At 66.0% G+C, this 18,855-nt stretch carries 16 protein-coding genes; 10 read left to right on the top strand and 6 right to left on the bottom strand.

Features of this window, described 5'->3' with window-relative positions; genetic code table 11:
• Positions 1 to 36 precede the first annotated feature (36 nt).
• The 5 genes from GGC30_RS02370 to murC all read right to left on the bottom strand — a co-directional run bounded on the left by GGC30_RS02370 (position 37) and on the right by murC (position 5,571).
• On the bottom strand, positions 37 to 924 hold the full coding sequence (locus GGC30_RS02370) for a cell division protein FtsQ/DivIB (protein WP_194943506.1): 888 nt from the start codon (positions 922 to 924) through the stop codon (positions 37 to 39).
• Positions 912 to 1,853: a D-alanine--D-alanine ligase gene (locus GGC30_RS02365; RefSeq protein ID WP_153922561.1), complete on the bottom strand. Its 942-nt coding sequence runs from the start codon at positions 1,851 to 1,853 to the stop codon at positions 912 to 914. Before GGC30_RS02365 ends, GGC30_RS02370 begins: the two co-directional genes overlap by 13 nt.
• 68 nt (positions 1,854 to 1,921) lie before the next feature.
• Entirely contained in the window at positions 1,922 to 3,202 is a 1,281-nt protein-coding gene (locus GGC30_RS02360; RefSeq protein ID WP_153922559.1) for a hypothetical protein, read from the bottom strand.
• 60 nt (positions 3,203 to 3,262) lie between these two features.
• Positions 3,263 to 4,144 (bottom strand): UDP-N-acetylmuramate dehydrogenase, encoded by an 882-nt coding sequence (gene murB / locus GGC30_RS02355; RefSeq protein WP_153922624.1) that lies wholly within the window; start codon positions 4,142 to 4,144, stop codon positions 3,263 to 3,265.
• A gap of 14 nt (positions 4,145 to 4,158) precedes the next feature.
• Positions 4,159 to 5,571 (bottom strand): UDP-N-acetylmuramate--L-alanine ligase, encoded by a 1,413-nt coding sequence (gene murC, locus GGC30_RS02350; protein WP_153922557.1) that lies wholly within the window; start codon positions 5,569 to 5,571, stop codon positions 4,159 to 4,161.
• 182 nt (positions 5,572 to 5,753) lie between these two features.
• Here murC and GGC30_RS02345 point away from each other — a divergent pair, with 182 nt between their 5' ends.
• The 5 genes from GGC30_RS02345 (at position 5,754) to GGC30_RS02325 (ending at position 14,182) form a co-directional block, all read left to right on the top strand.
• Entirely contained in the window at positions 5,754 to 7,841 is a 2,088-nt protein-coding gene (locus tag GGC30_RS02345; RefSeq protein WP_153922555.1) for a catalase, read from the top strand.
• 96 nt (positions 7,842 to 7,937) lie between these two features.
• Positions 7,938 to 9,029 (top strand): site-specific DNA-methyltransferase, encoded by a 1,092-nt coding sequence (locus tag GGC30_RS02340; protein WP_055805799.1) that lies wholly within the window; start codon positions 7,938 to 7,940, stop codon positions 9,027 to 9,029.
• A gap of 211 nt (positions 9,030 to 9,240) precedes the next feature.
• Positions 9,241 to 10,353, top strand: a complete 1,113-nt coding sequence (locus GGC30_RS02335; RefSeq protein ID WP_153922553.1) for a glycosyltransferase family 4 protein — start codon at positions 9,241 to 9,243, stop codon at positions 10,351 to 10,353.
• Positions 10,354 to 10,470: 117 nt separating this feature from the next.
• Positions 10,471 to 11,886 carry a VWA domain-containing protein gene (locus GGC30_RS02330; RefSeq protein ID WP_194943505.1) on the top strand — a complete coding sequence of 472 codons (1,416 nt, stop codon included), beginning with the start codon at positions 10,471 to 10,473 and terminating at the stop codon, positions 11,884 to 11,886.
• A 148-nt stretch (positions 11,887 to 12,034) separates the two neighbouring features.
• Positions 12,035 to 14,182, top strand: a complete 2,148-nt coding sequence (locus GGC30_RS02325; RefSeq protein ID WP_153922548.1) for an amylo-alpha-1,6-glucosidase — start codon at positions 12,035 to 12,037, stop codon at positions 14,180 to 14,182.
• Positions 14,183 to 14,185: 3 nt separating this feature from the next.
• Here GGC30_RS02325 and mutY read toward each other — a convergent pair whose 3' ends face one another.
• On the bottom strand, positions 14,186 to 15,235 hold the full coding sequence (gene mutY / locus GGC30_RS02320) for an A/G-specific adenine glycosylase (RefSeq protein ID WP_153922546.1): 1,050 nt from the start codon (positions 15,233 to 15,235) through the stop codon (positions 14,186 to 14,188).
• 20 nt (positions 15,236 to 15,255) lie between these two features.
• Between mutY and GGC30_RS02315 the strand changes: the two genes are divergently transcribed.
• From GGC30_RS02315 to GGC30_RS02295, 5 genes are all read left to right on the top strand, one after another.
• Positions 15,256 to 15,810 (top strand): DUF721 domain-containing protein, encoded by a 555-nt coding sequence (locus tag GGC30_RS02315; RefSeq protein ID WP_153922544.1) that lies wholly within the window; start codon positions 15,256 to 15,258, stop codon positions 15,808 to 15,810.
• 107 nt (positions 15,811 to 15,917) lie between these two features.
• Complete coding sequence (locus tag GGC30_RS02310) at positions 15,918 to 17,012, top strand: PAS domain-containing protein (protein ID WP_153922541.1); 1,095 nt, start codon at positions 15,918 to 15,920, stop codon at positions 17,010 to 17,012.
• Complete coding sequence (locus tag GGC30_RS02305) at positions 17,013 to 17,468, top strand: response regulator (protein WP_370451838.1); 456 nt, start codon at positions 17,013 to 17,015, stop codon at positions 17,466 to 17,468.
• A gap of 107 nt (positions 17,469 to 17,575) precedes the next feature.
• The gene (locus tag GGC30_RS02300; RefSeq protein ID WP_153922539.1) at positions 17,576 to 18,220 is read left to right on the top strand and encodes a DsbA family protein; all 645 of its coding nucleotides are present in this window, start codon (positions 17,576 to 17,578) and stop codon (positions 18,218 to 18,220) included.
• A 15-nt stretch (positions 18,221 to 18,235) separates the two neighbouring features.
• Positions 18,236 to 18,847 carry a thioredoxin domain-containing protein gene (locus GGC30_RS02295; RefSeq protein ID WP_153922537.1) on the top strand — a complete coding sequence of 204 codons (612 nt, stop codon included), beginning with the start codon at positions 18,236 to 18,238 and terminating at the stop codon, positions 18,845 to 18,847.
• Positions 18,848 to 18,855 lie beyond the last annotated feature (8 nt).

The following is an 18,855-nucleotide window of genomic DNA, read 5'->3' as shown; positions in this document are numbered from 1 at the left end:
GCCGCGCCGCGTTGTTTGGTCATGTCTCTACGGTCCTTAGGCGTCGCCGGCGGGTCGCACGGCGACCTCGTCCGGAGTTCTGAGATCGACGCGGGCGAAGCCCAGGTCGAGCAGGCGTTCGCGCTGGTCCAGCGCATCGAGGCGGATCAGGGCCGCCTCCTGTTCAGTGGCAGGCAGTTGGATCAGGCTGCCGTCCTTGAGACGCAGGTCCCAGCGGCGCTCGTCCACGCGCACCAGGGCGTCCACCATCCCCATCAGTCGCGGGCGCTGGGCCAGCAGAGGCAGGATTTCGCCCGCCGCCACGTCGGCGCCTTTGCCCACGACGAGCGGCAAGGTTGGATAACGACGCGCGTCGGCGCCGTCGATGACCTGGCCCCGGTTGTCGATGACCTTGATCTGACCGGCCTCCTGCCAGACGGCCAGGCGGTCGTGTTCCTTGACCTCGACGATCAGGGTGTCGGGCAACAGGCGCACCACGCGCGCTTCCTTGACCCAACCCACGCCCTGAACCCGCGTGCGGATGGCGTCCAGATCCAGGCCGGTGATCGGCTGACCGGAATACAAGCCCAGCGCGCGCTGGATCGCCGGCTCGGCCTCGGGCGAGGCGCCAGTGATGTGCACCCGCTTCAGCGTCAGGCCCATGCCGGCCGTCACATTATCCAGGCCATGCGAAACCGAGGCGCCGATCCGCTCGGCGCGGGCGCCCGTGGCCAGAACCCCGACCAGCAGCAGCGCGCCGGCGCCTAGGGCGATCACAGCGGTGCGTGGCGAAATATCGACACGGCCGATGGCGGCCATCTTGCCGGGAACGGCGGACGCGTTCTGGGCCCCGCTGCGCGACCGTCCCCCGCCTTTGGAAGCCGAACCGCGCTGTGGAGCCTGATTAGAACCCTGTCGCCGACCGCCGCGAACTACCGCGGGCATGAGGCGTCCTCCACCATCCACCGAACCAGATCGTCATAGCTCATCCCGGTATGGGCGGCCTGCTCGGGCGCGAGCGAAGTCGGAGTCATGCCGGGCTGGGTATTGACCTCCAACAGGACCAGATCGTCCTTAACATCATCATAACGGAAGTCGGATCGCGACACGCCGCGGCACCCCATTGCGACGTGCGCCGCCTCGGCCTGACGAAGCGCCTGTTCGAACACGTGCGGCGGCAGGACGGCCGGCAGGACGTGCACCGATCCGCCAGGCGCATATTTGGCCTCGTAATCGTAGAAGCCCTTGGTCGGGGTGATGTCCGTGACGGTCAGGGCGCGCGGCCCGGCCGGTTCGCCCAACACGGTGACGCACAGCTCCTTGCCGGCGATATAGGGCTCGACGACGACCTGCTCGCCGTACGCCCAGCCCGGCTCGCCCACCTCGGAAACCGGACGGTTGGCGCCCTCGCGCACCAGGAAGACGCCGACGGACGAGCCCTCAGCATTGGGCTTGACCACATAGGGCGGGTCGATGACGTGGCGGCTGGCGACTTCGTGACGATCATAAAGACCACCGCCCGGCACCTTGATGCCCGCCGCGCGCAGCACGGCCTTGGACTTGTCCTTGTCCATCGCCAGAGCCGAGGCCAGCACGCCGGAATGGGTGTAGGGAATCCGCAAAGTCTCCAGCACGCCCTGAACACAGCCGTCTTCGCCCCAAGCGCCGTGCAGACAGTTCAGCACGACGTCCGGCTTGATTAGACCGGACAGCACGTTGGCCAGATCTCGCCCGGCGTCCACGCGACTGACGCGCACGCCCTGCCGCTCCAGCGCCTGCGCGCACTGCTCGCCCGACGAGAGGGACACCTCCCGCTCTGCGGAAAGGCCGCCCATCAGAACGGCGACATGAAGAGAAGAGAAGGGGCGGGTCATCGGCGGCTCCAGAACCGACTGGATGCCGCGCAGGTCGTTAACAGCCCGTCAACCAAACCGTAATGGCGTCACTGAAGTGTTGATGGCGCCGGCGTTTCGACCACGACGACCGGGTCATCCGCACCCGTGACCTGAGGCGCAGCCGCCTCTGCGACCGTCTCGGATGGCGGAGTCAGGTCCAGCGCGTACAGATATGCGCCCTGACACTGTTCCTTGTCGCCATACGACCATTCCGCTGCGCGGTGACGCAGGCCCGCCGTTGCGGCCGGCGACGTGGGCGCCAACAAATCGTCGCGCAACGTCATGTCCGGTCGCAACTGCTCGCCCGACAGATCAAACGCTCCCGCATAGACGGCCTCGCCGTCGCGGGCCTCGAACCCGGAGTTCCCCAGGCAGAAATGGGTGATGTACTGGCCGACATTGACCGCGCTCAGACGCCAGCGACCAGGCGGCACCGAGAAGGTCTGGGTCACGGCCCGCGTGCGATCGCCACGAACAGCGCCGCGCGTTGGCAGGGCGACGGCGAACAGCGCCGGACGACCGTCTTGCTCCCAGGGCTGAATATCGGGCGCGGGCCCCTGGCGGGTAAAGAACAGCGTGCGGCCGCCCTGCTCCGCCATGCCGGTCAGACGCACGGTGACGAGAGCGTCCCCGGACGCCACGGCGACGTCCTCCGGCTTTAGCGCGCGCGGCGGACGCGCGGTGCGCGGGGCCTGCGGGCCTTTGCGGGCGGCCGGCGGCGTGGTGCTTTGCGGCGGCAAGGCCTGAAGGCTCAACGACGCCTTATCCAGATCGCCTGATTTTCCGATCAGCACCGTTTCGCCGCGCACAGCGTCATTGTCATAGATGCGAACGATCTCCCCCTTCGGCTGGTCGGCGCCGACGTCGTCCGCCAGGGCGGCGTGGAGTTCCGCCTGCTCCAGCGCGTCCAGCGCCTTGCCGTCGGTCTCGTCCAGTCGAACGACACGCCAACCGTTCACGACCATGCAGTTTTCGACATTGGCGGCGACGCCTCTGCGCTCGTGCATCCCGTTCATCGCGCCCTGGATGACGCCGACCACCAACATGCCCAGCAGACCACCGGCCGCACCGGCTGCAGCGGCGCTGTTGTCATCAGGCTGCGTCATCCGCGAGGCCTCGGCGAGACACCCGTTCAACGCGGCGTCGTGCTGCGCCAGATCGGCGCCCGCCCGGTTGAAATAGGTATATCCCGCGCTGGACCGCGTCAGATCGATCCGGTTTTGGCCGCCCGCAACCGCAGGGCCGACCGCCGTGCGGGTGACGAGTTGGGCGTGGGCCGGTTCTGCGACCATGGCAACAAGGCCGACGACGGCTGCGATACGCTTCATCTGATTTCTCCCCCGAGAAATCCTCACCTAACGTGCGGCATGTCCCTGCGCAACCGCCGATCAGCGTCGGCCGATCCGCTTGATTTCCCACTCCAGCTGAACGCCGGTCTTGGCCAACACATCGGCGCGAACCGCCTCGCCCAGGCCTTCGATGTCGGCGGCTGTCGCCTCGCCGGGATTGATCATGAAGTTGGAGTGCAGTTCGCTGAACTTGGCCCCTCCCCCGGTTTCGGCGTGCAGCTTGCCGCGCCAGCCGGCCTCATCCACCAGCTTCCACGACGAATGGCCCTCGGGGTTCTTGAACGTCGAGCCGCCCGTCTTCTCGCGGATCGGCTGGGTCGTCTCGCGACGGCTTGTGATCTCGGAGATCCGGGCCGCCACCGCCTCGGGTTCGTCGGTCGTGCCGCGATAGGTCGCCTCGATCCAGATGAAGTCGGCCGGCGCCCGGGAATGGCGATAGGTGTAGCCGAAGTCGGCCAGATCGTAATCGACCCGCTCGCCCGCCCGCGTCAGGCCCCAGGCCGAAACCAGAACGTCCTTGGTCTCGGAGCCGTAGCAGCCGGCGTTCATGGTCAGGGCGCCGCCGATCGTGCCCGGAATGCCGGCGTAGAATTCAAGCCCGGCGATTCCCGCCTTGGCGCTGGCCTTGGCGACCATGGAGTCCAGCGCGCCCGCGCCGGCCGTGACCGTGTCGCCGTCCGTCGTGATCTGCGCCCACGGGCGACCCGCCAGGCGGATCACCACCCCCTCGACCCCGCCATCACGGACGATGACGTTTGATCCGACGCCCAGAACCGTCACCGGCACGGCCGGGTCCAGCGCCTTTAGGAAGTCCGCCAGATCCTCGGCGTCCGCCGGAATGAACAGGGCCTCGGCCGCGCCGCCCACCCGGAACCAAGTATAGGGCGCCAGCGGCTCGTTCCGCAGCAGCTTGCCGCGCATTTCGGGCAGAGCGATCACGCCAGAGCCTCCAACTGCGCCGGCAGGCCATAGGCCCAGCTGGTGATGTCGCCGGCGCCCAACAGCACGACGACGTCGCCGGATTTGGCCTCGTCCTTGATCAGGCGCGGCAGGACAGCGGCGTTCTCCAGGGCCTGGACGTGGCGATGGCCGTAGCGGCGCACCCCGTCGGCCAAGGCGTGCTTGTCCACCCCTTCGATCGGCTGTTCGCCGGCGGGATAGACGTCGGCGACGATCACGCTGTCGGCGTCCGAGAAGCAGGTCGAGAACTCGTCCATCAGATCGCGCAGACGCGTGTAGCGGTGCGGCTGAACCACGGCGATAACCCGACCGTCCGTCACCTGACGCGCAGCCTTCAGCACGGCGGCGATCTCGACCGGATGGTGGCCGTAGTCGTCTACGATGCGAACGCCGCCTACGACGCCCGTGGTGGTGAAGCGCCGCTTGACCCCGCCGAAGCCGGCCAAGCCTGTGCGGATCGCGTCGTCCGACACATCCAGTTCGCGCGCCACGGCGATCGCGGCCAGGGCATTCGACACATTGTGCCAGCCGGCCATCGGCAGATGAACGCCCGAGATCACATGGGTTTCGCCATTCTGGATGACCACGTCAAAGCGGCAGCCGTCCGGCCCCATCTCGACATTGTCGGCCCGCACCATCGCCTGCGGATTGACGCCGTAGGTCACCAGCCGCCGGTTATCGATGGCTGCGACCAGCTTCTGCACTTCGGGATGGTCCAGGCAGACAGCGGCGAAACCGTAGAAGGGGATGTTCTCGACGAAATCCACGAACGCCTTCCGCACCCCGTCGAAGTCGCCGTAGTGGTCCAGATGTTCGGGGTCGATATTGGTGACGATGGCGACCGTCGATTTCAGGCGCAGGAAGCTGCCGTCCGACTCGTCCGCCTCCACCACGATCCAGTCGCCGTCGCCGACCTTGGCGTTGGTGCCATAGGCGTTGATGATGCCGCCGTTGACCACTGTGGGATCCAGGCCCGCCGCATCCAGCAGGGCCGCCACCATAGAGGTCGTCGTCGTCTTGCCGTGCGTGCCGCCCACCGCGATCGAGAACTGCAGCCGCATCAGCTCGGCCAGCATCTCGGCCCGGCGCACCAGCGGGATGCGGCGCTCGCGGGCTGCCTTCATCTCGGGATTGTCGGCCTTGACCGCCGTCGAATAGACCACCGCCGAAACGCCCTCGCCCACATGGGCGGCGTCGTGGCCGATGAAGATCTTGGCGCCGAGCTGTTCCAGCCGTTCGGTATTGGCGCTCGCCTTGGCGTCAGAGCCCTGCACCGAATAGCCGATCTTCAGCATGATCTCGGCGATGCCGCTCATGCCGATGCCGCCGATGCCGACGAAATGAACGGGACCGAGGTCGAACGGGACGGGGCGAAGGCGTGCGATCATTTTCGCCTCATAAACGCCGCCTCGCCTCCTGCGAAGGGCGCGCCGCATACGGAGCGAACTTTTCTAAGGACGATCGGGCGCGGCTGTGCGCGAACTCGCACAGAACTATTGCGCCTCCACCGAGTTGTCTTCGGGAACGCGCGCGGCTCCCGCTTGCGCCGCTGCTCCAAAGGACTCCCAAGATGGCCAAGAACGCAAAGCCGGCCGGCGCGCCGACAATCGGCAACGCCGGCGAGGTGCACCAGACCGCCTCGACGCCTGAGACCCGTCTGACCACTAATCACGGGACGCCGATCAGCGACAATCAGAACTCGCTCAAGGCCGGGCCGCGCGGCTCGACCCTGCTGGAAGACTTCATCCTCCGCGAGAAGATCCAGCATTTTGACCACGAGCGTATCCCTGAGCGGATCGTCCATGCCCGCGGCTCGGCCGCCCACGGCTTCTTTGAACTGACCGACAGTTTGTCGGAGTTCACCACGGCCAAGATCCTGACCGAGGTCGGTAACAAGACCGAGCTGTTCACCCGCTTCTCGACCGTCGCCGGCGGCGCGGGCTCGGTCGATACGCCGCGCGATGTGCGCGGCTTTGCGGTCAAATTCTATACAACCGAAGGCAACTGGGATCTGGTTGGCAACAACATCCCCGTCTTCTTCATCCAGGACGCGATCAAGTTCCCGGACCTGATCCATTCGGTGAAGATGGAGGCGGACAAGGGCTATCCCCAAGCGGCCAGCGCCCACGACACCTTCTGGGACTTCATCGGCCTGATGCCCGAGAGCATGCATATGGTCATGTGGGCTATGTCCGACCGCGGCATCCCGCGCAGCCTGCGCATGATGGAAGGTTTCGGCGTCAACACCTTCCGGCTAATCAACGCCGAAGGCGAGGCGACTCTGGTCAAGTTCCACTGGCGGCCCAAGCTGGGGACGCAATCGACCTGCTGGGACGAGGCGGTCAAGATCGCCGGCGCCGATCCCGACTATCATCGCCGTGACCTGTATGAGGCCATCGATCAGGGCGACTTCCCCGAATGGGAGTTCGGCGTGCAACTGTTCACCCAGGAACAGGCCGACGCCCTGCCCTTCGATATTCTGGACGCCACCAAGCTGGTGCCGGAAGAAGACTATCCGATCCGCGTGATCGGCCGAATGGTGCTGGACCGCAACCCGGACAACTTCTTCGCCGAGACCGAACAGGTCGCCTTCCTGCCGACCAACATCGTGCCGGGCATCGACTTCTCGGAGGATCCGCTGCTGCAGGGCCGGCTGTTCTCCTATCAGGACACTCAGCTGTCGCGCTTGGGCACGGTCAACTTCCACCAGATCCCGATCAACCAGGCCAAGGGCTGCCCCTTCCAGAACTTCCAGCGCGACGGTCATATGCAGATGGCTGTTCCGAAGGGCCGCGCCAACTATGAGCCCAACAGCCTGTCCGAGGGGGGCGAGGACGGCGGCCCGCGTGAAGATCCCAAGGGCGGTTTCCGCACCGCGCCCATCCCGGTCGAGGGCGAAAAGGTCCGGCTGCGCGCCGAAAGCTTCGCCGACCACTACAGCCAGGCGCGACTGTTCTTCCGCTCCCAGACCGAGATCGAACAGGCCCACTTGGCCAGCGCCATCGTGTTCGAACTGTCCAAGGTGTCGCTCGCCCACGTTCGCGAGCGTGTTCTGGCCAATCTGCAGAACGTCGATAAGACCTTGGCACAGCGGGTCGCAGACGGCCTGAACCTGCCTCTCCCCGAGGCGTCCGACCCCGGTGTGGCGCCCATCGATCTGGACGCCTCGCCCGCCCTGCGCATCGTCGGCAAATATCCCGACACCCTGAAGGGCCGAAAGGTCGCCATCCTGGTCGCCGACGGTTCGGACGGCGCGGTCGTCGACGCCGTCAAGGCTGAGGTTGAAGGCGACGGCGGCTCGGTCTTCATCGTCGCGCCCAAGATCGGCGGCGCCAAGCTGAAGGACAGCAAGACGCTGGCGGCAGATGGTCAACTGGCCGGCAGTCCGTCGGTCCTTTTCGACGCCGTGGCGATCGTTCTGTCCGAGGACGGCTGCGCCCAGATGCTGAAAGAAGGCGCCGCAGTCGATTTCGCCAAGGACGCCTTCGGTCACCTCAAGGCCATCGGCCACACGCCCGAGGCCCAGCCCCTGCTGGACAAGGCGGGCGTCGAGCCGGACACCGGCGTCATCGATCTGTCCAAGGACGCCAAAGGCTTCCTCGCCCCCGCCCGCACCCGCCATTGGGACCGCGAGCCCAAGGTGCGAATGCTGGCGTAAGGCGACTGATAACCGGCGCGATCGCTTCGCGCCGGTTACTCGACCTTAACCACAAGGATTCACCATAGCGGTCTCACTGTTGCGGGGCCGCGTTCCATGTCCGATCTGAAGACCCCTGTCCTTACAAAGGACGTCATTCATCGTGGCGACTGCATCGAGGTGCTGAAGAGCCTGCCCGACGCCTCGGTGGACATGGTCTTCGCCGATCCGCCCTATAATCTGCAGCTGGGCGGCGACCTGCTGCGTCCCGACAACTCCAAGGTCGATGCGGTCGATGACGACTGGGACAAGTTCGCCAGCTTCGCCGACTACGACGCCTTCACCCGCGCCTGGCTGGCGGAATGCCGCCGCGTCCTGAAGCCCGAGGGCTCGATCTGGGTGATCGGCAGCTACCACAACGTCTTCCGCCTGGGATCGGCGATCCAGGATCTGGGCTTCTGGGTTTTGAACGACATCATCTGGCGCAAGTCCAACCCTATGCCGAACTTCAAGGGCACCCGGTTCACCAACGCCCACGAAACCCTGATCTGGGCCGCCAAGTCGCGGGATCAGAAGCGCTATACCTTCAACTATGATGCGCTGAAGGCTTTCAACGAAGACACCCAGATGCGCTCAGACTGGACCTTCGCCCTGTGCACGGGCGAGGAGCGGATCAAGGACGCCGACGGCAAGAAGGCCCATCCGACCCAGAAGCCCGAAGCGCTGCTGCATCGCGTCCTGCTGTCGGCGACCCGCCCCGGCGACGTGATCCTGGATCCCTTCTTCGGCACCGGCACCACCGGCGCCGCCGCCAAGCGGCTGGGCCGCCACTACATCGGCATCGAGCGTGACGAAACCTATGCCGAGGTCGCCGAAACCCGCATCGCCTCGGTCATCCCTGCCCGCCCCGAAGACCTGATGGTCACAGGCTCCAAGCGCGCCGAGCCGAAGGTGCCGTTCGGCGCTCTGGTCGAGGCCGGCCTGCTGCAACCCGGCGACCGCCTGTACTGCCCAAAGGGTGAGCGCGAGGCGCGTGTTCGTGCGGACGGTTCGCTGGTTCACGGCTCGCTCAGCGGCTCGATCCACAAGCTGGGCGCGCTGCTGGAAAACGCACCGGCCTGCAACGGCTGGACCTACTGGCGGTTCAAGACCGACCAGGGGCTGAAATCCATCGACGCCCTCCGCTCGGAAGTTCGCGCCGCGATGTAAGCCCGCTGCGACCGCGCGTCGCGTAAGCCACATCAATCACTTAGCCGACAATGCGTCGCTGAAACGTACGATTTCGCACACTCATTACAGGTCAGCGTCGCTGTAACCCCGCGAAACCTATGTAAAAATTAGTCAGCTGCGGCGGAACTTCGCAGTTGCGAGACCATTGATGCCAACGGCCCGCCAAGATGCGGTGTCGGAGCACATCACCATGAAAATCGCGCAGATCACCCCGCTGTATGAGGCCGTGCCTCCCAAGCTGTACGGCGGCACGGAACGTGTGGTGGCGCATCTGACCGACGCCCTGGTCGATCTGGGCCACGACGTGACGCTGTTCGCCAGCGCTGACGCCCAGACCAAGGCGCGGCTAGTGTCCGTACGCGATCAGGCCATCCGCCTGGATCCGGCGCCGTTGAAGTCCGATCTCGCCGCCCACCTGTCGATGCTGGGCGAAGTTCTGGACCGCGCCGACGAGTTTGACGTCATCCACTTCCACACCGACATGGTCCACTTCCCGCTGTTCCAGAAATATGCGGACAAGACCCTGACGACTCTGCACGGCCGTCTGGATATGAAGGACCTGCCCGGCGTCTACGCGCGCTGGAGCGAATTCGGCCTGGTCTCCATCTCCGACGATCAGCGTAAGCCGCTGCATTTTGCCAACTGGAAAGCCACCGTCCATCACGGCATGCCGGGCGAACAGTACATCTTCTCCCCGAAGTCCGAGGGCTATCTAGCCTTCCTGGGTCGCATCTCGCCCGAGAAACGCCCCGACCGTGCCATCGAGATCGCCACCAAACTGGGCAAGCGTCTGAAGATGGCCGCCAAGGTGGACGCCGCCGACAAACGCTATTGGGAAGAAACGATCCGCCCATTGGTTGAGGGCAATCCGCTGATCGAGTTCATCGGCGAGATCGGCGACCATCAGAAGTCCGCCTTCCTCGGCGGCGCCGAAGCCCTGCTCTTCCCCATCGACTGGCCGGAGCCGTTCGGTCTGGTGATGATAGAGGCCATGGCCTGCGGCACCCCGGTGATCGCCTTCCGCTGCGGCTCGACGCCCGAGGTCATCGAAGACGGCGCCACAGGCTTCCTGGTCGACACGATGGAGCAGGCGATCGCTGCGGCCGGACGCGTCCATCTGCTGGACCGCGAGGCCGTGCGCGCGCGCTTTGACCTGCGCTTCTCCGCCACCGCCATGGCGCGGCGCTATCTGGACGTTTACGGCGACCTGCTGGCGCGCCGTCCGTTTGCGGAGACTGCGCTGGACGATGTGGTCACCCCGCTGCGTCCGCGTGAAGACCGCAGCTTCGCCGCCATCGCCTGAAACCAACTCAGTCGGAACATCGTTGCAATCTTAAGTTAGTAACGGCGTTCACCCAAAAGTTAAGCTTATCCATTACGGTCGTCCCAAATCGGGGCGACGACTATGCAATGGAGAGCGATGAAGCGGCGGCTGGCGCATCTGCGCCGGAATACCGCGGGCAACATCGCGACCTTCTTCGCCCTGTCCGCCATGGGCCTGACACTGATGGTCGGCCTGGCCATCGACATCAATCGCTATGTCTCGGTCAGGAACCAGGTGCAAGAAGCGCTCGATGCAGCAGCGTTGGGCGCTGCGGCCTCCCGCGCCCAGACGGTCAAGGAGTTGAAAGCGGTCAGCGATCCCTATCTGGAGGCCAATCTGAAGACCGGCCAACTGATCGACGGCTGGAAGACCGGCACCCAATATGTCGATGGCAAAATCGTCAGGGTGACGTTCAAGGGCGGGGTCAAACCCATCTTTGCGGGTCTGGCCGGCGTCAAACAGTTCGATATCAACGCACTGTCCGAGGCGACGCGTGGCGTGGCGCAGAAGATCGAGACTGTTCTGGTGCTCGATAACACCTGGTCCATGAGCGAAAAGGACAGCCGGTCGATCAAGCGGATCGATGCGCTGAAGACCTCTGCCAGTTTGCTAGTCAACGAGTTGATGGCGACCGAAAGCGACGAGGTCTCGATCGGCGTCGTGCCTTATGCAGACTACGTCAATGTCGGGATTGCCAATCGCAAGGCCCCGTGGATTTCCGTGCCCGACGACTATGTTCAGGAGCGCACCTGCACGACCAAGACGACATACAGCGGCGGCACGCCCTATCCTTGCACCACCGTGCGCGACGGCGTCAGCGAGACCGGCACCTGCTACAAGGATCAGGTGGTCAAGACGGTCACGGTCCCTCCCTATGCTTGCAACGTCAGCTACAAGTGGTTCGGCTGCGTCTATTCGCGCAACGTCGGCACGACGCGGCTGAACGACCAGTCGCCGGCGACGCCCTACAAAGGTTTCCTGACGACAGGCCAGAGCTGCCTGAATGCGGTCAGCCCCCTGTCCAAGAGCAAATCCAGCGTCCTGAACGCGATCAAGAATCTTGTCATCAATGTCGGCGGCTACAAGCCCGAGACGCACATTCCATCCGGCCTGATCTGGGGCATCAATCTGCTGTCGCCCACCGCGCCGTTCCAGGAAGGCGGCGCCTATGACCCAGCGAACCGCACGCCGCGCAAGATTCTGGTGCTGATGACCGACGGTGTGAACACCCTGCGTTACCGCTCGTCGGACGGCGCGCACGTCGCAACGGCCAAAGCCAATGAGCTGGCGGCGACGGATGCCGATTTCGGTTCGATCTGCACCTATGCCAAGTCGAACAAGATCGAGGTCTTCACCGTCGGCCTGAACGTGCCCACGCAGAACGGGCGCAATTTGCTGAGGACCTGCGCCAGCGATTCCGACCATGCCTTCCTGGCAGAAGACAGCGCCGCTCTGGAAGCCGCCTTCCGCGACATCGCGCGGTCCATCGGCGTCGTACGGCTGATCAAGTAAGTCTCTCAGGTCGCTTGGCGATGAAAAAGCACAGGTTCGCCTGAACTCGTCGGCGACTTGCCCATTAAAGTCTGCAAGCGGCCCCTGAGCGCCGCATTCGGGTGCGACACGTTCGGCCGAGGCCTCACAACGACGGGGAAGAGACCGCATGGACGACGCCTATTCCACTCAACTGACCGCCGGTGAATCGGTCGAGGCCACGGGTCTCGAACAGCTGATGGCGCTGAAGGAAGGCGACACCTTCCTGGTCGCCGACGGGTGGGGCGACATGAAGGGCGGCGCCGACGGCCTGTTCGCGGGTGACACCCGCGTCCTGTCGCGCTGGGCCATGACCGTCGGCCTGCTAAAGCCGTCGCGCCTGTCGTCCGGCGTCAGCCAGGACAACGTCTTCTTCTCCTGCCACACCACCAACCGTCCCCTGCCCCCGATGGGCGGTCGATCGGCCCCGGCTGGTGTCCTGCATATCGAGCGCCGGCGCTTCCTGTGGAACCGGCGGATGTTCGAGCGCATCCGCATGGTCAACCACGGGGTGGAGGACATCCTTCTGCCGCTGGCCTTCGACTTCGGCGCGGACTTCTTCGATATCTTCCAGGTGCGCGGCACGCCTCGGGCCAAGCGCGGGACGATCCACACGCCGACCACCGACGGTCGCCGCGTCACCTTCCGCTACACCGGGCTGGACGACGTGGATCGATCCAGCTGTATCGCCTTCTCCGAACCGCCCGCGCGCCTGACGCATCAGCGCGCCGAGTTCATGTTCAGCCTGCCCAAGGGCCGCTCGCTGGATCTGTTCATCGAATGCGGCGTGGACGCCTGCGAGACACCGGACGCCGACCGTTGGCGACAGAACGCCATACAGGCGCGCCTGGCCATGCGCGCCAAACGCCGGCGCGGCGCCTCGGTGCGCGGCCCGCGCAGCCCGCGCTTCAACGACTGGCTGGACCAGTCGCGCGCCGACATGGCGCTGTTGACCACAGACCTGCCGACCGGCCCCTATCCCTATGCGGGCACGCCGTGGTTCTCGACCCCGTTCGGCCGCGACGGCATCATCTCGGCCTGGCAAATGCTTTGGCTGGATCCGTCGCTGGCCAAGGGCGTGCTGACCTATCTGGCCTCGCGTCAGGCGACCGAGACCTCGCTCTACCGGGACAGCCAGCCTGGCAAGATCATGCACGAGACGCGCGGCGGCGAGATGAGCGCCCTGCACGAGGTGCCGTTCGGTCTCTACTATGGCGGTGTCGACACCACCTGCCTGTTCGTGGCCCTGGCCGGCGCCTACGCCAACCGCACCGGCGATCTGGATCTGATCCGCAAGCTCTGGCCCAATCTGATCGCGGCCGCCGACTGGATGCGCGACTATGGCGACAGCAACAATGACGGCCTGATCGACTACCAGCGCGGCGCCGACACCGGCCTGTCCAACCAGGGCTGGAAGGACTCAGAGGATTCCATCTTCCACGCCGATGGTCGCTTCCCCAAAGGTCCGATCGCGCTTCTGGAGGTTCAGGGCTACGCCTTCGCCGCCTGGAAAGCGCTGGGTGATCTGGGCGAGCGCCTGCACGACGATCGCACGACCGAATGGCGGATGCGCGCCGAACAGGTCCGCTCGCTGGTCGAGGAAAAGTTCTGGATGGAAGATGAGGGCTTCTATGCCGTGGCCCTCGACGGCGACGGCCAGCAATGTCGCGCCATCGCCTCCAACGCAGGGCACCTGCTGTTCACCGGCCTGCCGTCGCTGGAACGCGCGCGGCGCGTCACCAAACGCCTGCTGACCGCCGAGTTCCGCACCGGCTGGGGCATCCGCACCCTGGAGGTCGGACAGGCCCGCTTCAATCCGATGAGCTATCACAACGGCTCGGTCTGGCCGCACGACACCGCCATGGCCGCCGCCGGCATGGCGGCTTACGGCGAGCGCGATGCGGTCGCGCAAATCCTGGCCGAGATCTACGCTGCGGCCGCCCACTTCCACCTGCGGCTGCCCGAACTGTTCTGCGGCTTCCCGCGTGAGCCGGGCGAGCCGCCCATCGCCTATCCGGTCGCCTGCCTGCCCCAGGCTTGGGCGGCGGGATCGGTCTTCCTGATGCTTCAGGCCACCCTGGGCCTGTCGATCGACGCCTGGACCGAGACGGTCGATCTCTCTGACCCCGTCCTGCCCGCCGGTCTGGACCGTCTCAAGATCACAGGTCTGGAAGTCGGCGGCGCCGTTGTCGATCTGAATATCCAGCACGCCGACGGTCGCGCCGTGGTCATCCCGCATCACAAGCAGGGCAAGGTTTCGATCCGCACGTTGCGTTAGGCTTCAGCCGAACAGATCAGGCACGCTCGCCCGGTCCAGCGCCTTGGCGAAGACCGTCGGCAGGGCGGCCCGCGCCGCCTCGAGCGACATCCAGCGATAGGGGCCGTCCGCCTGGCTGCGCGCGGTCATCACCGTCAGCGTCAGGCTGAAGTGGGTGAAGACGTGCTCCACCGCCCCCGCCTCGCGCCAGTCGGCCGCGATAGGCGCTGCGGCAGCAGGCTCGCCCGTCGTCCAGTCGCTGGTCGGCAGGCCCAGCATTCCGCCCAGCAGCCCTTTTTCGGGTCGCGTCTCGACTGCGACCCGCCCCAGTTCGTCGATCAGCACATAGGCCGCGCCCCGCCGATGCGGTCGGTCCGCCTTCTTCGTCTTCATCGGAAACCGGGCCGGGTCGCCCGTGGCCAGACCCAGGCATTCGCTGGCCACCGGACAGGTCCCGCACGACGGCGACTTGGGCCGGCACACTGTGGCCCCCAGATCCATCAACGCCTGCGCCCAGTCCCCAGGCCGCTCGTCGGTGACGAACAGGCCCGCCAGCCGCCTCAGTTCGGTCCGGGCGGCCGGGACCGGCGTCACGACCGCGAACAGCCGCGCCATGACCCGCTCGACGTTGCCGTCCACGACATTGGCCGCCCGGTCGAAGGCGATGGAGGCGACGGCCGCCGCCGTATAGGCGCCCACGCCCGGCAGGGCGAGCAGCGCCGCCTCGGTGTCCGGAAACACCCCGCCATGCTCGCCCGCCACCGCCCGCGCACAGGCCAGCAGATTGCGCGCACGCGCATAGTAGCCCAGCCCGGCCCAGGCCCCCATCACCTCCGCATCCTCGGCCGCCGCCAAGTCCGAGACCGTCGGCCATCGCGTGGTGAAGGCGTGGAAATACGGCGTCGCATGCGGCACGGTCGTCTGCTGCAGCATGACCTCCGACAACCAGACGCGGTATGGCTCGGTCCGCGCCGCGCCGACGGCGGCTCGCCAGGGCAGGCTGCGCGCATGGGCGTCGTACCAGGCCAGCAGCTGGGAGCGGATCAGGTCTATGTCGGGAGAGACGTCAGGCATCGGTCGGGCTATATAGACCCATGCGCCGCACGCTGCCCACAGACGCCGAGGTCCGCGAGATCCTGTCTCGCCGCCGCACCCGTCCGGTCCCCCGACCGGCGCCGCGCGCAGGCAAGGCTCTGACGCCCCTGATCAAGAAGCTGGACGAGCAGTTCGGTCGCGGCGCAGGCGCGCTGGAGCCCCGCTGGCGCGAGATCGTCGGAGACCGCCTGGCCCGCGTCACCCGACCGCAGAAGCTGACCAAGGGCAAGGGCGGCCAGCCCGGCGTGCTGGAGCTGCGCGTCGCCGGCGCCGCCGCCCTGCTGATCCAGCACCAGTCCGAGGACATCCTGGCCCGCGTCAACCTGTTCCTGGGCGCCGGGACGGTGGATCGGTTGCGCATCGCCCAGGGTCCGGTCGCCCCTTTGAAGGAGGCCGCCGCTCGTCCCAAACGCAGCGCCAAGCCGCCGCCCCTGCCCGCCCAGGCCGAGGCCGATCTGGCCGCATCGATCTCTTCAGCCCCCGACAATCTGCGCGCCGCCCTGGCCCGGCTGGGCCGCGTCGCCCTGTCGCGCTCCGACATCAAGCCCGACTGAGCGCCGCGCCTTGGTTGGCAGTCGCCCCCCGGTGCTGTAGGAAGAGGTTGTAAAGCGACAAATATCCGCACGGCGCTTCCGGTCGCGCGCCTGTATTCCGAGTCCCGATGAAGCAGCAAGACGACTGGCGACTTACCGATGTCGTCGAACACGAAATCGGGCGTGGAGATCCGTTCGCCGCCGCCATACGTGGCACGCGCATGCCGATGGTCATCACCGATCCGCGTCGCGACGACAATCCGATCGTCTTCGCCAACAAGGCCTTCCAGGATCTGACCGGCTATGAGCGCGATGAGATCATCGGCCAGAACTGCCGGTTCCTTCAGGGGCCGAAGTCCGACAAGGCCGCCGTCGCCAAGATCCGCGAAGCTCTCGAGGCCGGCGCCGACATCCACATCGATCTGCTGAACTATCGCAAGGACGGCAGCACCTTCTGGAACGCCCTGTTCATCAGCCCGGTGCGCAACGCCCAGGGGGAGATCGAGTATTTCTTCGCCTCGCAGCTGAATGTGACCGAGCGGATTGAGGCTCAGGTCTACGTCGAAAAGCAAAAGGCCCTGGTCGAACGCGAAGTCGCCGCTCGCACCGCCGATCTGCAAGAGGCGCTCGCCGCCAAGACCCTGCTGCTTCACGAGGTCGATCACAGGGTCAAGAACAACCTGACCATGATCGGCTCGCTGCTGCGGCTGCAATCGCGCTCGCTGTCCGATCCGGCCCTGACCGCCACCCTCGACTCCATGCTGGAGCGGGTGGACGCCTTGGCGACCGTTCACCGCAAACTCTATCAGTCCGAAGACGTCACCCAGTTCGACGTCGGCGCCTTTACCAACACCCTGGTCGCCGATGTGATTGGCTCGACAGGACGCACCGATATCGAGGTGTCCGTCGATGTGGAGCCCATGTTCATCCCCTCGACCCATGCCTCGTCGATCGGGCTGATCATCAACGAACTGCTGACCAATGCGATCAAGCATGGCTTCCCCGAGGATCGCGGCGGCCGATTGCAGGTCTTGGCCAAAAGAACGGAACAAGGCGGCCAGGTCGTTGTTCAGGACGACGGCCCCGGCATTCCCGGCGCTGCGCATCAGGGATTGGGCAAGACTTTGATCGGTCGTCTTTCAAAGCAGATCGGCGGCAAGACGCTGTGGCTGCCAGCCGACCCCGGAACGCGCGCGGTCGTCGACTTCCCCGTGAGCGGCTAGGTGCGCGCCGCCGGGCCTCACTTCGACATCCTGATCGTCGAGGACGAGGCCCTGCTTGTGATGGACCTCGAGGCGATGCTTGAGGACGAAGGCCACCGGCTGGTCGGAGAAGCCATGTCCCTGAGCGAGGTCGAGTCGCTGTCGCTCGACGCGCCGCCCGACATCGCCTTTGTCGACATCCAGCTGGCGGATAACTCCAGCGGTCTGGACGTGTGTCGCCTGATCAAGGATCGCTGGCCGTCCACAGCCGTCGTCTTTCTGACGGCAAACCCCAAGATGATCCCCGAGGACTTTCTGGGCGCGCACGGCGTGATCCCAAAGCCCTTCTCACGGTCCGGCCTGCTGTCGGCGATGCGCTTCATCCAGCAGGGCATAAGCGATCCGCCGCCGCGTCAGGACAGGCCGCAAAGTTTCATCCCCGCACCGACGATCGATCGGGCCTGGGCGCGCGGATAAGGCGCTGTTGACAAAACTTCGCCGCACCTGTTCCAGACTAGTTCAGGGTTGCGCCATTCCCGGGGAATCGCGCGATCATCGCCAACGATCCGATCCGAGGAACCTTCATGGCCGACACTGAATCCCGCTTCGCCCGCATGAGCCGTCGTGCGGCCATCACCGGCGCCGCACTGGCGACCATGGCTCTGGCGGCCTGCGGCGGCGGCGCCAAGGGTGCGGCGGAAGGCGACATGGGTCTGGGCGCGCCCGAAGGCGCCAAGGTCACGGTGGTCGAATACGCCTCGGTCACCTGCCCCCACTGCGCCCTGTGGCAGAAGAACACCTGGCCGGCGTTCAAGGCCAAATACGTCGACACCAACAAGGTCCGCTACGTCTTCCGCGAACTGCCGACCCCGCCGATCGACGCCGCCACCGCCGGCTTCCTGGTCGCGCGCTGCGCCGGCCCGGACAAGTATTTCGACGTGGTTCACCAGCTGATGGCGACGCAGCAGGAGATGCTGACGTCCTCGCCGCGCGACTGGCTGCTGCGCACCGCCCAGGCCGCTGGCCTGTCCGAGCAGCAGTTCAACGACTGCGTCACCGACAAGGACGCTGTCGCCGCCATGGAGAAGCGCGTGCAGGCCGCGCGCGCCCAAGGCGTGACCGGCACCCCGGCCTTCTACGTCAACGAAACCCAGGTCATCTCGCCCGGCGGCGAAGGCGCCAGCTTGGCCGACCTGTCCACCGCCATCGACGCGGCCCTGGCCAAGTAACCGAGGCCAAATCAGATGATGCGACGCGCCTTCATCGCCGCCGGTTTCGCCCTCGCCGCCCTGACCGGCGGTTTGGCGACGCCGGCGCTCGCCGCTGATGCGCCCCCGCCCGTCACGGCCCAGGATCATATCCTGGGTCGGGCGAATGCGCCGGTCACGGTGATTGAATACGCGTCCTTCACCTGCTCGCACTGTGCGGACTTCCACAACACCGTGCTGCCGGCCTTCAAGGCCAAATATATCGACACCGGCAAGGTCCGGCTGGTTCACCGCAACCTGCCGACCGCGCCCGCCAATGTCGCCGCCGCCGCGGCTGCGGTCGCCCTGTGCGCCGCGCCCGAACGCTATTTCGACGTGGCGTCCGTCTTCATGCGCGATCAGGCCAATCTGCAGACGACCGGCGCCCAACCCTGGTTCGCCGCCGGCATCGCCGCCAGCGGCAAGACCCGCGAGCAGATCGAAGCCTGCTTGAACGGCCCCACCATCCGTACGGCCCTCGACGCCCAGATCGAAGGCGCGCGCGCCGCCGGCGTCACCGGCACGCCCACCTTCTTCGTCAACGGGACGATGGTGATGGAGCATTCGCTGGAGGCCCTGTCGGCCGCCATCGATCCGCTGCTTCGGTAGTCCGCCAG

Origin of the sequence: Brevundimonas sp. SPF441 (assembly GCF_009661015.1) — a bacterium.
GTDB lineage: Bacteria > Pseudomonadota > Alphaproteobacteria > Caulobacterales > Caulobacteraceae > Brevundimonas > Brevundimonas vesicularis.
This window is presented reverse-complemented; position numbering and strand designations above follow the sequence as displayed.

Coding starts and splice junctions, on each gene's coding strand:
- GGC30_RS02370 (WP_194943506.1), bottom strand. CDS start 924: ATGCCCGCGGTAGTTCGCGGCGGTCGGCGACAGGGTTCTAATCAGGCT.
- GGC30_RS02365 (WP_153922561.1), bottom strand. CDS start 1,853: ATGACCCGCCCCTTCTCTTCTCTTCATGTCGCCGTTCTGATGGGCGGC.
- GGC30_RS02360 (WP_153922559.1), bottom strand. CDS start 3,202: ATGAAGCGTATCGCAGCCGTCGTCGGCCTTGTTGCCATGGTCGCAGAA.
- murB (WP_153922624.1), bottom strand. CDS start 4,144: ATGCGCGGCAAGCTGCTGCGGAACGAGCCGCTGGCGCCCTATACTTGG.
- murC (WP_153922557.1), bottom strand. CDS start 5,571: ATGATCGCACGCCTTCGCCCCGTCCCGTTCGACCTCGGTCCCGTTCAT.
- GGC30_RS02345 (WP_153922555.1), top strand. CDS start 5,754: ATGGCCAAGAACGCAAAGCCGGCCGGCGCGCCGACAATCGGCAACGCC.
- GGC30_RS02340 (WP_055805799.1), top strand. CDS start 7,938: ATGTCCGATCTGAAGACCCCTGTCCTTACAAAGGACGTCATTCATCGT.
- GGC30_RS02335 (WP_153922553.1), top strand. CDS start 9,241: ATGAAAATCGCGCAGATCACCCCGCTGTATGAGGCCGTGCCTCCCAAG.
- GGC30_RS02330 (WP_194943505.1), top strand. CDS start 10,471: ATGAAGCGGCGGCTGGCGCATCTGCGCCGGAATACCGCGGGCAACATC.
- GGC30_RS02325 (WP_153922548.1), top strand. CDS start 12,035: ATGGACGACGCCTATTCCACTCAACTGACCGCCGGTGAATCGGTCGAG.
- mutY (WP_153922546.1), bottom strand. CDS start 15,235: ATGCCTGACGTCTCTCCCGACATAGACCTGATCCGCTCCCAGCTGCTG.
- GGC30_RS02315 (WP_153922544.1), top strand. CDS start 15,256: ATGCGCCGCACGCTGCCCACAGACGCCGAGGTCCGCGAGATCCTGTCT.
- GGC30_RS02310 (WP_153922541.1), top strand. CDS start 15,918: ATGAAGCAGCAAGACGACTGGCGACTTACCGATGTCGTCGAACACGAA.
- GGC30_RS02300 (WP_153922539.1), top strand. CDS start 17,576: ATGGCCGACACTGAATCCCGCTTCGCCCGCATGAGCCGTCGTGCGGCC.
- GGC30_RS02295 (WP_153922537.1), top strand. CDS start 18,236: ATGATGCGACGCGCCTTCATCGCCGCCGGTTTCGCCCTCGCCGCCCTG.